Genomic DNA, 16,346 nt, shown 5'->3' with positions numbered 1-16,346 from the left:
GTTTTAGCAGGCTTAATTCGTCAACATGTTTTTCAAGGCCGTCAAATGTGATTTGGCAACTGCCTTGGCTCGCTCTTCATTTTTTTCACCTGATTTGCCAAACCATTCAATGCTGTCGACAGGTAATTCCTCAAGAAAGCGGCTGGGCTGGCAATCCTGTACTTCGCCGCCGCGCCGTCTTTGTTTGGCGAGACTAAGGCAGAGCTCGCGCTGGGCTCTGGTAATTCCAACATAAGCCAGGCGGCGCTCTTCTTCGATCTGATCTTCGTCAATACTCACCCGGTGAGGTAATAAATCCTCCTCCATGCCGACCAGATAGACAAAGGGAAATTCAAGACCTTTTGATGCATGCAAAGTCATTAACTGAACTGCTTCCTTGTCTTGTTCATCACCCTGCTCGAGGATATCGATAAGGATTAATTTATTAATGATATCTACCAGATTTTTTTCGGGATCTTTATTTAGTAACCGGTCTATCCAATCCAGCAACTCCCAGATATTTTCCATTCGCTTCTGCGCCTTCGCAGGCGTATCACATTGTTCATAAATATAAGCTTCATAACCGGATTCCTCAACCATCTCCCGGAGCGTTTCCGCGACCGCCTGGCTTTCGAGACGTTTGTTAATTCCCAGCATCCATTGCTTAAACTGTTGCAAAGCCTGGCGCGGTTTGTCCGCCAGCAGTTCAGACAGAGCCAAATGGTCCGAACAATAAAACAGGCTTTCACCACGGTTTTGGGCATAATTCCCAAGGTGGTCCAGGCTTGATTCCCCAATTCCTCTTTTAGGAGTATTGATGACACGAAGAAATGCAGCATCATCCTGGGGATTACAGAGTAATTTCAAATAGGCGAAAATGTCCTTCACTTCGCTTCGCGCGAACCAGGATTGGCCGCCGCTTATGCGATAGGCGATGCCATGATGGCGGAGTAATTTTTCAAAAACACGTGACTGATGGTTTCCACGATACAATATGGCGTAATCGCCATACTGTTTACCATGACGTAATTTATGGCTTATCAAATCAGCAATAACCTGTTCAGCCTCATCTTGCTCATCCTTACAGCAAAGCACGCGCAGCATCTCCCCATAACCCAGTTCGCTCCACAGGGTTTTGTCGAATAAGTGGGAATTATTGGCAATCAGAGTATTGGCGACATGCAGAATTCTGCCCGTAGAACGATAATTTTGTTCCAGTTTAATAATTTTAAGTTGCGGATAGTCACGTTGTAACTGAGCAAGATTTTCAGGCCGTGCACCTCGCCAGGCATAGATAGACTGATCATCATCGCCGACTACCGTAAATTGTGCGCGAAGACCAGTAAGCAGTTTGACCAGCAGATATTGGCTGAGATTGGAGTCCTGGTATTCGTCAATCAGTAAATGACGAACACGATTTTGCCAGTAATCTTTTACTTCTTCATGTTCAAGCAAGAGGTTAACAGCCAGTAAAATCAAATCATCAAAATCGACGGCGTTATAGGCCCGCAATGAAATTTGATAGCGTTCGTAAATGGGAAGTGCCTCAAGAAAAATGGGGGTGTCTGGCGTTTTACTGCTCAGGTGCTCTGGCTTTAGCAACTCATTTTTCCAGCGCGAAATCTGCTGTTGTATTTGTGCCAGATACTCTCGGTCATTACTTTTACCCGGGGGCAGAAAATTACGAAATAATTGCAGACAATCCTCGCTGTCGAGAATAGAGAAGCCTGATTTTAAACCGCAAAGCTTTACATGCTTTTTAATCATGGTCAGGCCCAGGGTATGGAAGGTGGCCACCTTAAGACCCCGTCGGTGCTGGGCAGATAAAACCGAGTTGACCCGGGAGCGCATCTCATTGGCTGCCTTGTTAGTGAATGTCACTGCAAAGACAGAGCGGGCCTGATAGCCGCATTCTTCAATTAAGTAGGCAATCTTTTGCGTAATAACCCGGGTCTTGCCGCTACCTGCGCCAGCCAATACAAGTAATGGTCCGTCTATATAGCGCACAGCAGCCATTTGCTGAGGATTTAACATACCACAATCCGAAACTCAAAAGAGGAATTATCACCTGACAAGCCTGAGCAAACAATCATAAATGTGTTAGAATTAACAACATTTAATGCCTGAGCGGAAAAAAAGCGTTTTTTTCGCGAAATATGAATAATTAATGAGTGAGAAAAAAATTGGATAGTTTGCAGAGTTTTATATTTGAGCATGCCAGTATTCGAGGGCAAATTGCTCATCTCCATGAAACCTATCGGACCATTATGAACCAACATGCTTATCCGGAAATGGTTAAATATTTGTTGGGTGAGGCATTAGTATCCTGTTTACTGCTATCAGGCAGTATTAAATTTGAGGGTGATTTAAGCCTGCAGTTCCAGGGTGATAAACGTCTGCCTCTGTTATTGGTACAATGCGATCATCAACTTAATTTAAGAGGATTTGCCAAGTTTCAGGAAAATCTTGAAATAGCGGATTATGCCGAGGCTTTTTTGAAAGGCCAAATGGTGCTCACTATCAATCAGTATCATAACACTCAGGCCTATCAAAGCGTAGTTCCCATTCTTGCTACTTCCATGAGTGAAAATCTGACCCATTACTTTGCCCAGTCAGAGCAGGTTGCCACACGGGTGTGGCTGGCAGTGAATGAAGAACGGGCAGCGGGCATGCTGCTACAGCTGATGCCAGGTCAAGATAGCCTGCAACGCGAGCAGTTCTGGGAATATGCTGTTCATCTAGGGCAGACAGTAAGTGAGAATGAACTTTTAACTCTGGATAACCAGACATTGCTTTACAGGCTCTATCATGAGACCGAACTGCGTTTATTTGATGAAAAAGAGACTCAATTTAAATGCCGCTGCAGTCAGGAAAAAATGAAACAGGTGATCGTAGTTCTTGGCGAAGAAGAGGCCAATAAACTGTTAGCCGAGCAGGGCCAGATTAATATCAGCTGCGATTTCTGCAATAGCCATTTTTCATTTGATTCAATTGATATCGCCTTGTTGTTTCGGAAGAAATAAATGAGATAAAGGGAGTATCTGGCATGAAGCCTCTTTTGTTATCCAAACAGGCTGGTAGTATTTTTCCTGTAATTCAGGCACCGATGGCGGGTGGAATCACCACACCAGAGTTGGTAGCCGCTATTTCTAATTGCGGCGGGCTTGGTTCCATAGGTGCTGGATATCTTGAGCCAGAGGCGCTTAAAAAGCATATCCAGGCCACAAAACGTTTAACCGCGAAACCTTTTGCGGTTAATTTGTTTATTCCGGAAAAGATAATATACACTGATAAGGAGATGCTTGAAGCGGTTCGCGATATTAACCGGGCTGCGAACGATCTGGGGTATCCCATCTCAGCAGTTTCGCCTCCTTTTTCCCCTGATTTTGACAGACAGCTGCAAGTGGTAGTGGAAGAAAAAGTTCCTGTGTTTAGCTTTACCTTTGGGGTTTTAAAGGAAGCGCAGCTAAGACTTTTAAAAGCGAATAATATCTTTGTTTATGGAACTGCGACCAGTCTGCCAGAGGCAAAAGTCCTGGCTGAAACAGGGGTTGACGCAGTCTGCCTGCAAGGACTTGAGGCAGGCGGACATCGGGGGAGTTTTATTGGAAAAGAAGAAGATAATCTGATTCCAATTGACTCCTTGTTAGAGACCTGTCTGGACTCAGGACTTAAACTGCCTTGTTTAGTCGCCGGGGGCATAGCCAGTCATGCTGATGTCGAGAAGCACCTCAGGAATGGCGCCCATGCTGTTCAGGTGGGTAGTCTGTTTTTAACCGTTCACGAATCGGGCACGTCACATGCCTATAAGCAAGCCGTGTTGAATCAGTTCGCCGATAAGACCAGCCTGACCCGCGCATTTTCTGGCAAGTTGGCCCGGGGGGTAGATAACCGCTTCATGAATAAGATGCAAAATGCTTACACGCTTCCCTATCCTGCGCAAAACAAGCTGACCAGCCAATTGCGAAATTATGCGAAACAGCTTGAGAATGCCGAGTATATGTCTCTGTGGGCTGGAACGAGTTCCTGGAAGGCAAAGGCTTCACCGGCAGCGCAATGCTTTAATGAACTTATCGGACGCTGATACTTGCGTTTCTACCTGGAATCAGCTTTATGCGCCGTATTTTAACGGCGCATATCGGTTCTGCTTAGTCCTCTACTCTTACCTCGATACGTTTTTCCTTAGGCGTGGTTCGCTTGGGAATGATTACTTCGAGCACGCCATGTTTGCATTTGGCGCTGATGTTCGATTCATCAGCAGATTGAGGCAAGCTAAATCGGCGATAAAACTGTCCTTGCGAACGTTCTATTCTCGAGTAACCTTCTTTACCCTCTGTTTTTTCAAAATACCGCTCTCCTTGAATCGTCAATAAATTATTTTCAAGGGAAATATGAATATCTTCGGATTTGACACCTGGAATATCCGCGACGACCAGGAAGCGATCTTTTTCTTCCTTGATGTCCACTGCTGGAGCCCAGGTGCCGGTATCCACAAAGGAAGCATCGGTCTGACCTTTAAAGAAATGCTCCAGCAGGCTATTGATATCTTTACTGATGGGAAAATAATCACGTTTTAAACCATTCATAACTCTCTCCTTACTGTAATTGATCTGTGTAAGAAATAAGTAGGGATTAATCTGGTTTTTTCAAGTTGACGTGACTGCTGAATTTGCCGTCTATTGAAGCTTAATTTCAGGGGGCATTTGGTAATTCATTGGGATCAATTGACAACTGTTGCTCCGAATCAAGCGGCTTGGCCTGGTATGTTTGGCAATTATTAATTTCCAGGGTTTGATTGGCAGTAACTGCACAAACAATACGAAAGCCTTTCGGATTATAAAGATAAAGCGTCATGTGGTGAGGATCTTTACCTTCAAGATTAACGATGTAGTTCTCAGGGTTTGGCATCGTTTCTAATTGTCCACTTATACATTGAGCCAATTCGATGCCATCTTCTTTATTGCTTTGCTTGGTATAACATTGTTTGATAGTTGTCGTTACATTCTCAATAAAATCATCCGCGGCATGGGTCACCGAAAAGGGGAAAAGAAAGGCAGTCAGCAAAATTAATAAGCGTCCATTCATAATTTATCTACAAGTAAAGGTTTATTAAATTATACAATATCCAGCGGAAAATGATAATTTTTACGAAATGGTTATTCTTTTATGAGCAAGATAACTTAGTGGGCAGCCACGAACTCAGCATCCTTGTGAATCAGGCTCGAATTCAACAATTGATTGATGACTGCCCAATCAAAATGCAGCGTTTCTCCCGATAGAGGCGTTTTTACACTATTTTCAATAATTAAATCAGCCCTTTTTCTATAAGGTTTAACATATTGTTCATACATTGGCTTCACATAGCGCGTATACTGGGCAATAACTTGCTCTGTTGTTAGGCCTCGCTCCTTCGTGTCTCGTGCAATCCGTCTGAGTAGACAGACATCGGCTCTGGTTTTAACGAATATTTTCAGGTTTAATAAATCCGCAATATAGTCAGGGTAAAAAATTAAAATGCCTTCAACAATAATGACGGATTTGGGGGTTATCCTCCTGGTTTCTTTTTTACGCGTGGAGGTTGAAAAATCATATAATGGAATATCGACTGCTTGTTCCCGTTTTAGTTGTTGTAAGTGTTGAGCCAATAATTCAAATTCAATACTGTCAGGATGATCAAAATTCACTTCCAGAAATTGTTCCAAGGGTATGTTTCCCAGGCCTTTGTAGTAATTGTCAGAGGAAATAATAGTGCAATGCTCTGAACCCAGATATCGCTGAAGTTCTGCGGCAACCGTGGTTTTACCGGAGCCGGATGCCCCCGCTATACCGATGAGAATGCTATCCACTATTCACTCCCCAACTGATTAATTTATGAAGAGTTAAGGCCTGGCATAGAAGAGAATGCCTGTTGTCTTATCCAAGTATAAGCAAGATTAAAGAAAAATGCTGAATACAGCGGGGATTTAACTGCTGACACGCACTGTAATATCTCTGGCGTCCGAATACCCGTGATCATCAATTACCCGAACCACAAATTTTCCGGGCCTGGCTGCCCATAACAAGGGTTGATCATTGGCGGTTTTGCCCAGGTAATTATCATTGATAAACCAATAGAGATTGCGCACATCCGCATCAGTAACAGCTGAAAGAGGAATAATGCTCGGCTGATCTGCATTGGCTTTGACAATATAATTCAGCTCAGATTGAGGGGAGGATATTTGCAAAGCCAGTGATTTCCCTGCTGACAGATTACAGTCGGCTTCATAGGCGGGGGGAATGCGACGCTGTATACCTGCTTGTTTGAAAATCCGGGCAAGATCGGAGGGCCAGAATTCGTAAATTTCAAAGCGGGTGTTTTCATCGAAATGGCAGGTGCGAAGACCCGTCAATCGATTGATTGCTACTTCGCGATAGATATTATCAGTTTTAATGGGGGATTTTCCGGGGATAAACCAGCTCATTTCAGTATCTTTGCAGTAGCGGGTGGGCAATAAACCGGAAGCTTTACAAACTGGAATACGTGTTAAATTCATTCGCTCCGGGTGTTTGTCAATTGGCTTTAGCGGCCCATTTTCATGCTGGATGGCCTCCACCAGCTCGAAGAATAAGGGCGCTGCGATATTCTTCCCGACGAAAGCCGGGTTCCCCTTGTTATTGAAATTGCCTATCCAGACGATCAACACATAAGGACCAAAATTCCCAACCGTCCAGGCATCACGATAACCTGATGAGGTTCCGGTTTTCCAGGCGATGGGCAGGTTGCGTGATTTAAACAACAGATCGCTATGAGGTGTGTCTTTCAGCATTTCCAGTATAAGAAAACTCGCTTCCCGGCTTAATAAACGTTTACCGGTAACTGAAGGATCCTCCTTAAGCATGCGCAAAGGTCGCCATAATCCCTCATTTGCCAGCATGGCATAGAGCGTGGCCAGCTCTTTCATTGTGACCTCTGCCCCACCCAGGGTTAGGGCAAGCCCATAGTAGGATTCTGATTTCAGCTGGCTGACTTGCGCCTGTTCAAGAAGACCAAATAATCCAGGCTTTGCCAGCTGGCTGGCCAGATAAATTGCCGGAATATTTCGGCTTAAAATGAGTGCTTCCTTTGCCCGGATAGGTCCCATGAAGTCATTATCAAAATTCTCAGGATTATAGGCACCGAAACTATGCGGCACATCCTTTAGTACGGTATAGGGATGAATTAAACCCTGATCAAGAGCCAGCGCATAAATAAACGGTTTAAGTGTTGAACCCGGCGAGCGTTTGATATCCATTCCGTTAATCTGCCCGCCTATTGCCGCGTCATAGAAATTAGCCGACCCCATTGCAGTTTTAACACTCATGTCGCGGGTATCAATCAACAAGACGGCCGCATTAAATGCGCCCACCCCTTTTTTTCGCAGCAAATAGCGCCGGGTGATGCGTTCAGTCAGAGACTGTAGTTTCAGATTCAGAGTCGTATGAATTTCCTGCTGATTTCTGTGTGTACTTAACAGGCTATTCACAAAATGAGGCGCGGCAAAAGGGAGATCGCGAATTGTTTTCATCGCCAGCGGAAGTGTCATTGCATTCTGATAGCGTCGATCCTGGGGGTGAATTTGCAGCCAGCGGGCAAAGAGTTTATTGCGAATTGTTTTGAGTTGTTGATTATGTGGTGTGCGTTTGCCAGGATTTTGCGGAATAACACTTAAAGTCAGGGCCTGCGGCAAGCTCAACTGCATGGCCGACTCATTAAAATAAATCTGACTGGCTGCTCCAACCCCCTCGATGTTGCCGCCATAGGGGGCCAGGTTTAAATAAGCTTCCAATATTTGCTGTTTACTATAATGCCTTTCCAATTGAATGGCGCGAAAGATTTGCTGAAGCTTTCCCGGCCACTTTTTCGAATTAATATTAAAACGGATTCTCGCCAATTGCATGGTAATCGTTGACGCGCCCTGACGCCGCGATTGCACAACATAGGTTTCCCAGACTGCTTTCAGCATTGAAACCGGATTAAGACCTGGGTGTTTATAGAAATACTGATCTTCCTGCAGAAGAGTCGCTTCAATCAATTGCGGTGAAATTTTTGAAAGGGGTACATAAAGACGATATTTTTCATCACGGCTTAAGCTAAGACGAAGAAGACGTCCATTGCTATCCCAGACGGCTGTGGAGAAAGGGAGCCCCTGCAGTAAAGGCGGTTTGGGTAAGCAGTAATAGCCCAGCGAAACTGCGGCACAAATGACCAGGAAAATTATGCTTAAACGATATTTCATAATTAGAAAACTAGTGATAAACTAAAGCCGCGCAGCGCATAGATGCAATGTAGAGCAAATTTAAATCAATTTGAATGAAATAGCCAGTAATATTTCTATTGAGACTAATTTTTTGATTTTGGCTTCTATGCGAAAAATAAACAGGCTTTTTTCCAGACTCAGCTGGAATGAGTTTTAGAAAAAAGACTGAAAGTTCAACCCCTCCATACCCTGGTCACATCCCATGAACAAAAAATCTATTTTGAAACCATTCCTAGCTATCGGTGCGTTTTTTTCCCTGTTATTCGGTCGAATCCATTGGAGCAGCCCACCCTGGATAAAAGGTGTCAGGCAGCAGGCAATTTCCAGACCGGGCCTTTTCTGGGGAAGCACACTCGTTGTTCTTCTGCTGGCAGCCAGCAGCATCTATGGCTATATCTGGTATAAAAATTTACCTCAGCCAGAATTGGTCACGGCGGTAATTACCTCGCCTGATATCACGCCTTTGGAAGAGGATTTAGTTCCCAATGATTTGATCATTAATTTTGGTATTCAGAGAGATGAACTGGTATCTCAATCGGTGGCACCGCTGAAACTTATTGGTAAAGAAGTGACCGAAGGAATTGAATTGGTTCCAGACATGCCGGGTGAATGGGCATGGGATAACGACAGCCGTTTGATATTCACCCCTGAAAAAGATTGGCCTGCAGGGCAAACCTATGAAGTTCGTTTCAATAAAGAGGTTTTTGCCCCCAATGTCCAAATGGAAAAGCTGCGCTATCAGTTTTCCACCAAACCTTTCGAGGCAAAAATTGCTGAACTTGGTTTTTATCAGGATCCTCTTGATGCCAAAAACAGGCAGATTGTCGCCACTGTCAATTTCAATTTTCCAGTGGACAGCAACAGTTTTGAAGAGAAAACCACACTCATTTTGCAAAAAATTAAGAATAATCAATTAGATCTTGATGCAAAACATTTCAAATTTACAGTGAGCTATGACAAGTACAAACGAATTGCCTACCTCCGTTCGGAACCATTGTCACTGCCCAAGGTGTCTCGTTATGTGGACTTGGTTATCCCCAAGGGTGTTGAGGCAGAAAGCGGCTCTGGCAAAACGGGAGAAAGTATCAGCAAGAACCTGTTGATTCCCGATGCCAGCAATTATTTTAAGGTAAGTTTTGCAGACGCATCCATTATTCGTAATGAAAGAGACAGACCCGAGCAGATTTTAAATGTGGAAACCAGCCTGGGAGTGACTGAGGCCGCTATCAATAAGGCGCTTCATGTGTATTTATTACCAAAAAACTACCCGGCAACTGCTTCTGAACCTGAAAAGTCTGACTATGACTGGCAAAATCCCGGGGAAGTAAACGCGGCTATTCTTGCACTATCCAAACCTCTTTCATTACAGGCTTTACCAGCGGACAGGAATTATTCGAGCTTGCACAGCTATCGCTTTAGCAGCAATACCCCGCAATATCTCTACTTAAAACTTGATAAAGGCCTGAAAGGTTTTGGCGATTTTGATTTATCGACGGACTATACTGCCATTATTAAAGTCCCTGAGCTCCCGAAGGAAATTAGTTTTCTCCATAAAGGGGCTTTACTGGCCTTAGCGGGCGAGAAAATGCTTTCGGTCGCGGTCCGCGGCGTGCCAGCGGTTAAATTTGAAATTGCCAGAGTCTTGCCTGACAATGTGAATCAGCTGGTCACTCAGACACAGGGCGATTTTAATAATCCCTATTTTATTAATCAAAGTTTTAATCAGCAAAATATCAGTGAAATCTTTTCAGAGATTCAGCAGTTTGATACCTCCGATCTGACTAAGCAAAATTACACCGCGCTCGACCTTGGGAAGTATTTGTCCGCACAAGCCAATACAGGCGGACCCCAGGGCTTGTTTCTATTGCAGGCGACCGGTTGGGATGTTCAGCAGAAACAGCCCCTTGATGTTAAAACCAGCCGTCTCGTATTGATGACTGATCTTGGATTATTGGCAAAAGATAATAATGACGGCAGTCATGAGGTATTTGTTCAATCGATTGCACAAGGCGCTCCAGTTGCCAATGCGAGTGTTTCCATTCTTGGAAAAAATGGTCTGCCTTTGCTGACCCGCATGACCAATGAGCAGGGGCAAGCCAGTTTTCCTGTTCTAAGTGATTATGTGGATGAACGCGAACCTACCGTTTATCTGGCAAGCCTTGGCAGTGATGTGTCGTTTATTCCTTATAATAATGCCAGCCGTCAGCTCAATTTCTCGCGCTTTGATGTGGGTGGCCTCTACGTAAATAATCAGGATCTGCACAGTTTAAGTGCTTATCTGTTTTCGGACCGCGGAATTTATCGGCCTGGTGATGAGGCTCATTTTGGCATGATTATCAAACAGGCTTACGCCTTTTCACAACCAGCCGGCCTGCCATTGGAAGTACTTATAACCGATCCGCGCGGTACTACGGTTTTAGATAAAAAACTAACGCTTGATAACACCGGTTATCTGACACTGGATTTTCCGACTACGGCAACGTCTCCAACCGGACAATATCAGGTAAACTTATATGTTATTAAAGACAATAATCCACAAAGCCTGTTAGGCAGCACCAGCATTCGAGTAGCTGAGTTTCAACCGGATCGGATGCGAATCACCTCTACTTTCTCGCAGAAACCAACAGAAGGCTGGGTTTCTCCGGATAATTTAACTGCTCAGGTTAGCCTGTGGAATCTCTATGGCGCGCCGGCAGCGGATCGCAAAATCAGTGCCCGAATACTGCTATCGCCTCAGCGTGTGCAATTCACGAAATACCCTGAGTATATCTTTATTGACCCCTTGCTTGATCCATCGAAACCGGCAAAGGTGTTTACCGAGGATTTACCGGAAACCCGGACTAATGATAAAGGTGAAGCCGAGCTGGCTCTTAATCTGAATCGCTTTGATAAAGCCACCTACCAGCTCACCTTTTTTGCGGAAGGATTCGAGGCACAGGGCGGCCGTAGTGTAAATACTCAAAGTTCGGTGCTGGTGAGTCCTCTGAGCTATTTCATTGGTTATAAACCGGATGGGGATCTCTCATACATTAAACAGAATGATAAACGCAGTGTTAATTTTATTGCGGTGGACTCGCAGTTAAAGCAGCTGGCGATTGATGAGCTGAAACTCCAGTGGATTTCCTTGCGACCGGTAGTCACACTGGTAAAAAATCCCAATGGCAGCTATCAGTACCAGTCTATTATTCAGTCAACAGTACTTGAAACCAAGCCGTTTAAAGTGGACGAGCAAGGCAGTGCTTACGATTTGCCCACCCAGCAAATCGGTGATTTTGCAATCAAGGTGCTCGACAAAAACAATACTGAATTAAGCCAATTGAAATACAGTGTAGTGGGTAATAGTCAGCTTCCTCTGGCTAAAAATGCGGAATTGTCGGTCAAGTTGAATAAAGAAGAATATAATGTCGGTGAAGATATCGAGCTGCAGATTACAGCGCCCTACACGGGTTCTGGCTTAATTACTATTGAACGGGATAAGGTCTATGCCAGCCAATGGTTTAAAACAGACAGCACCAGCTCGATTCAGAAAATTCGGATTCCGGCGGATTTCCAGGGCAATGGCTATGTAAATGTGGCTTTTGTGCGCAATTGGGATTCTCCTGAAATATTTATCAGTCCTTTAAGCTACAGCGTGATGCCTTTTAGTGTAAATCATGATAACCGCGCAATTCATATTGCGTTGAAAGCGGAGGAAGAAGCAAAGCCGGGGATGCCTTTAAACATTGAATATCAAAGCGATAAACCCGGAAAGATCATTGTCTTTGCTGTTGATGAAGGTATTCTGCAGGTTAGCCGTTATGTGACGCCTGATCCTCTGGCATTCTTCTTCCAGAAATATGCACTGCAGGTATTCACCCAGCAGACTGTCGACCAGATTCTGCCAAAATATATTCGCGAACGCGAATTGTCTGCGGTAGGGGGCGACGACGGGGAAGAACTATTGGCCAGTCATTTAAATCCTTTCAAACGTAAAACGGATTTACCAGTGGTTTTCTGGTCTGGTCTTTTGCCAACTGACACCACCGCACGGCAAGTGACTTACGAGGTTCCAGATTATTTTAATGGCAGCTTGCGCATCATGGCTGTAGCCGTTGGCGACAATGATTTGGGGTCTGCTGAAAAGCAGATTAAGGTGAAAGGTAATTTTATCATTAACCCGAATGTTCCCAATTTTGTAGCCCCGGGAGATGAGTTTGATGTGACGGCCAGTGTTGCCAATAATGTGAAAAATTCGGGAGCTGCTGCGAAAGTTAATGTACAGATGTCAGCTTCTTTTGCATTGGAAATTATAGGCAATGACAAGGAAACGATTGAGATTGATGAAGGAAAGGAAAAAACGCTGCGTTTCCATGTGAAAGCCAAAGCCGAACTCGGTAATGCGGATTTGAGCTTTACCGCCAGCCTCGGTGATAAATTGAGTAAGATGAATGCCAGTTTAAGTGTTCGTCCTGCCAGTAGTTATATGACGACAGTAAAAAGCGGACGGGAGACATCAAAGTCGATGCGCCTGCCGCTCGACCGAGCGCTTTATCCAGAGTATCGCCAGGTACAGGCTGCTGTATCGAACAGTCCACTTATTTTGGTTGCAGGTTTGCAGCGCTATCTGGAAAATTATCCTTATGGCTGTACAGAACAAATCACCAGTAAGGCCTGGCCTCTTCTGGCGATGGGTAATCAGCCGCAATTTGATAATGACAGTCAACAGGCTAAACAACGAATTGTTGAGACTATTCAAACCTTGGGCCAACGTCAAATGACCAATGGCGGATTCAGCTATTGGCCTGGGCTCGGTGACAATAGCAATAATGATTTTGCCTCAGTGTATGCCATGCATTTTCTAACCGAGGCCCGCGAGCAGGGATATAATGTTTCTAACGACATTATTTATTATGGTATTAACTACTTAAAAGAGCTGGCTGAGCGAAAATATACTGATCTCTATCAGGGGCGCATACAGGCCTATGCCATTTATGTATTAACCAGAAATGAGATTATCACTACCAATTATCTGACTAACCTTCAGTTGAGTCTGGAGCAGGACAAAAATAATAATTGGCAGCAGGATATTACCGGTGCCTATCTCGCCTCGACGTATCAATTACTGAAAAACTTCAGCGAGGCTGAGCGCTTAATCAAACAATTCAAAGTGAATAATCAGTCAAACGATATGGGTGCTTTCTATGACAGCAGTATTGCCGACGCACAGTACCTGTATCTGGTTGCCCGCCATTTCCCGCAGTTATTGTCATCAGTCGGAGATCGCTTAATTATGCCTTTGGTTGAATCAATTAATGCGAATGAAATAAATACTGTACTTTCGGGCTATACCAGTCTGGCTTTAAATGCCTATGCTCAAAGCCTGCCTCCGGCACAAACCCAGGGATTATCCATCATGGCGGTCATCGGTGGTCAGCAAACTTCTTTGGAGCCCATGGATAAAGCGTATCAAAAGGTTGATATTAATGATAAGACAACCTCTGTTACTATCGACAATCCCAATAAAATAAGTTACTTCTATCAACTGATCCAGGCAGGTTTTGATAGAAACAAGGTTGATAAACCTCTGACACAGGGAATGGAGGTATTGAGAGAATACCGTGATGATGAGGGCAATACGATAAGCGCTGTCGCCCTGGGTTCGGAAGTTGAAGTTCATATTCAATTACGGACACTCGATAATCGTTACATTAATAATATCGCCATTGTCGACTTGTTGCCGGGTGGATTTGAAGTGGTTCGTGACTCAGTAAAAACAGATAATATGGAGTATGCTGATATTCGTGAAGATCGGGTTATCTTTTTTGGCAGTCTCGGGGCTGAGGTTAAAGAAATTAGCTACCGGATTAAGGCAGTCAATATTGGACAGTTTACAGTACCACCTGTTTTGGCTGAAGCCATGTATGATCCTGCCCTTAAAGCACAGGGAGTCAGTTCAGTATTTTCAGTTAACCAGTAAAGTTGTTAACTGCGTAAGCATTTCACCCCAGTGGAAGGCTCACTGTCATTAAGTTAAGGAATTTTGTTAAAGGAATTTGTCATTCCCGCGAAGGCGGGAATCCATTCCTCAGTTGGCATTATAGCGAGCTCAGAGATGGATCCCCGTCTTCACGGGGATGACAGTTGAGTGGAAGGCTATTCCAGGCTGAACCATTATCGGAAGGAAGCAATGGTAAATCTGGTTAAATTAAGTGATAAAACACGCCGTTACATTCAGCAAATGAATGAGGTAAACCAGGGGGTGAATTATTTCCCCCAGGAATTTGCTGAAGAAAAACTACCATTATCCCTGCTTCTTCCCTGGTTAAAAAGCAATCCTGTGGCGGAAAAAAAGCAGCAGCTTATTCTTGAGCAAGTGCAGGCTGCGCTATTGAAGGACATTTACCAGATCCTGCATACTGAAGTCAGGGAGAAGGAAAAAAAAAGTAAATGGGCAAAGTTTAAATTTATTTTACTTTTCGTTAGCGGAACGCTTTATTTTATTTGCGAAGGCTTTGACGGAATCAGTAATGTCCTGGGTTTATTCTCAATCCCTACTGCAGCCGTATTCGTGGCCAGCCTGGTTTTCTCCGCCATATCCATTTTATTATTTTATGGGCTCGATTTAAGCGCTCTGGCGAAAGAGTTCGGGATCAAAATGCAACAGGTTCCTCAGCTGACGAATGTGTATGCAAAACAAGTGAAATTAATTCATGCGATTCAGGCAAAACTTGCTGAAATCTATGATGAAACCGAAAATCTCTGCGTGTTACAGGACTATCTGACGCTTTCACAGGTGTTGCAATTAAAATTCGCGGAATTGGATGAAGCAAGAGCCATTCTACGAGCCAGGCGGTCGAGCACTGCCAGCAAAGCACTAAAACTACTCGCGGTTAGCCTTCAGGCTATTACAGTGTTCAGTGGTGCATTCTGTGCCGGCCAAACGGTTTCCATGTTTATTGCAGGCTGGGTACTTGCCTCAGTCAGTCCCACTTTCTGGCCTGTTCTGTTGACGAGTATCCTTGTGGGAGCATGCGCATTAGTTTGCTATTGGTATTCAACGAAACCCGAAATAGAAGAGCTGGTGGGCAGGCAACTGGGGCTCGATGAAGAGGTGATTAATTTGCTCTGCGATGAGGAGGCTGTAAGCCAGCAAAAAGCACAGCTTGAAAAGCTGGAGGGCCGGCTTATGAAAAAGTTATTGACGCTGGAAAAAAGAGCAGAGCCCTTACTCAACAGCGATGCCAGGATGCCAATCCGCATCAATCGTATTACGCGCACACTTTCAAACAGCAGTTTTTTCAGCAATCAGGAGCCGCAGGCATCTTCCATACTCAAGCTTGAGGCCCCCGTAAGCCAGGAACTTCAATGCATATAATATTTCTATAACAGGGAAGGCGTAGATACTACCTGCTTTATACCCATTCCAATGGTTGCCAGATTCAAAGGAAGATAAACCAATAAGGAATTACCCAAATGATAGTTGGGATTAATAGACACATAATAGTTATGAAAAGGATTCCTGTCATCAAAATGAGGGTCAATGCCATTGGTTAAGGCCACATGGTTTTTAATGACCATTGAATGTTCTGAATGAGGAATCCAGTTGTTGTCATTAATGAGACAATCCGCTCTTTCCAACACATAGTCCGGGGTGCGTGTATCGGGTTTGGGATAGATATTGTGGTTGAAGCTATTTAAGAATTGATATCGGGATGGTGTGTTTGTATGTGCAAAATAAATAAATTCCTCTTCCGGATGGGCTAATTTATCTTTCATTGCATGAGCGAGGCCAAATTTGGCTGCTACAAATCCTGGATTGACACGCTGATTGTAGTAAGTGCCTCCCCAGTAAGCAATAACCGGCTTACTTTTAGGGTAAATCACCTGACGGCATACGCGTGTGAATCCGGTCAGGTGATTAAATTGATCGTAATAAAGAGCAAGTGCCCCCGGCTTCTCAACGCCTAAGACCTCATTCCTGAATTGCTCCGGGCTTGAAAGCTGATAATGGCGGGCGGTAAAATTTTCAAGCAATTTGATAAGCCCTGCCAGCTTATCTTTTTCACTTGGAAGCAAAATAATATCTGTTCTGGATATTATAGATTCAATCAT

At 44.3% G+C, this 16,346-nt stretch carries 10 protein-coding genes; 4 read left to right on the top strand and 6 right to left on the bottom strand.

The features are described 5' to 3' along the window. Positions 1–12: 12 nt before the first annotated feature. Positions 13–2,013: a UvrD-helicase domain-containing protein gene (locus B1207_RS07320; protein WP_112219343.1), complete on the bottom strand. Its 2,001-nt coding sequence runs from the start codon at positions 2,011–2,013 to the stop codon at positions 13–15. Between the two features lie 149 nt (positions 2,014–2,162). Between B1207_RS07320 and hslO the strand changes: the two genes are divergently transcribed. Together hslO and B1207_RS07310 are read left to right on the top strand one after the other, a co-directional pair. Then, entirely contained in the window at positions 2,163–3,002 is an 840-nt protein-coding gene (hslO, locus tag B1207_RS07315; protein WP_253255803.1) for an Hsp33 family molecular chaperone HslO, read from the top strand. A 23-nt stretch (positions 3,003–3,025) separates the two neighbouring features. Next, complete coding sequence (locus B1207_RS07310; RefSeq protein ID WP_112219341.1) at positions 3,026–4,063, top strand: NAD(P)H-dependent flavin oxidoreductase; 1,038 nt, start codon at positions 3,026–3,028, stop codon at positions 4,061–4,063. Positions 4,064–4,127: 64 nt separating this feature from the next. Here B1207_RS07310 and B1207_RS07305 read toward each other — a convergent pair whose 3' ends face one another. The 4 genes from B1207_RS07305 to pbpC form a co-directional block, all read right to left on the bottom strand. Further along, the gene (locus B1207_RS07305) at positions 4,128–4,565 is read right to left on the bottom strand and encodes an Hsp20/alpha crystallin family protein (RefSeq protein ID WP_112219340.1); all 438 of its coding nucleotides are present in this window, start codon (positions 4,563–4,565) and stop codon (positions 4,128–4,130) included. A gap of 106 nt (positions 4,566–4,671) precedes the next feature. Next, entirely contained in the window at positions 4,672–5,064 is a 393-nt protein-coding gene (locus B1207_RS07300) for a hypothetical protein (RefSeq protein WP_112219339.1), read from the bottom strand. A 95-nt stretch (positions 5,065–5,159) separates the two neighbouring features. Then, positions 5,160–5,825, bottom strand: a complete 666-nt coding sequence (gene udk / locus B1207_RS07295; protein ID WP_172458185.1) for a uridine kinase — start codon at positions 5,823–5,825, stop codon at positions 5,160–5,162. A 117-nt stretch (positions 5,826–5,942) separates the two neighbouring features. Then, positions 5,943–8,234, bottom strand: a complete 2,292-nt coding sequence (pbpC, locus tag B1207_RS07290) for a penicillin-binding protein 1C (protein ID WP_112219337.1) — start codon at positions 8,232–8,234, stop codon at positions 5,943–5,945. 223 nt (positions 8,235–8,457) lie between these two features. On the opposite strand from pbpC, the gene B1207_RS07285 reads away from it, so the two are divergent. Further along, the gene (locus B1207_RS07285) at positions 8,458–14,211 is read left to right on the top strand and encodes an alpha-2-macroglobulin family protein (protein WP_112219336.1); all 5,754 of its coding nucleotides are present in this window, start codon (positions 8,458–8,460) and stop codon (positions 14,209–14,211) included. A gap of 210 nt (positions 14,212–14,421) precedes the next feature. Further along, positions 14,422–15,609, top strand: a complete 1,188-nt coding sequence (locus tag B1207_RS07280) for a hypothetical protein (RefSeq protein ID WP_112219335.1) — start codon at positions 14,422–14,424, stop codon at positions 15,607–15,609. Positions 15,610–15,614: 5 nt separating this feature from the next. On the opposite strand, the gene B1207_RS07275 is transcribed toward B1207_RS07280, so the two are convergent. Beyond that, positions 15,615–16,346, bottom strand: a complete 732-nt coding sequence (locus B1207_RS07275; RefSeq protein ID WP_112219334.1) for a hypothetical protein — start codon at positions 16,344–16,346, stop codon at positions 15,615–15,617.

This window comes from Legionella quinlivanii, from assembly GCF_003265995.1.
Classification (GTDB): domain Bacteria; phylum Pseudomonadota; class Gammaproteobacteria; order Legionellales; family Legionellaceae; genus Legionella_C; species Legionella_C quinlivanii_A.
Note: the sequence above shows the minus strand (reverse complement) of the source record. Positions and strands in the feature narration are given on the sequence as shown.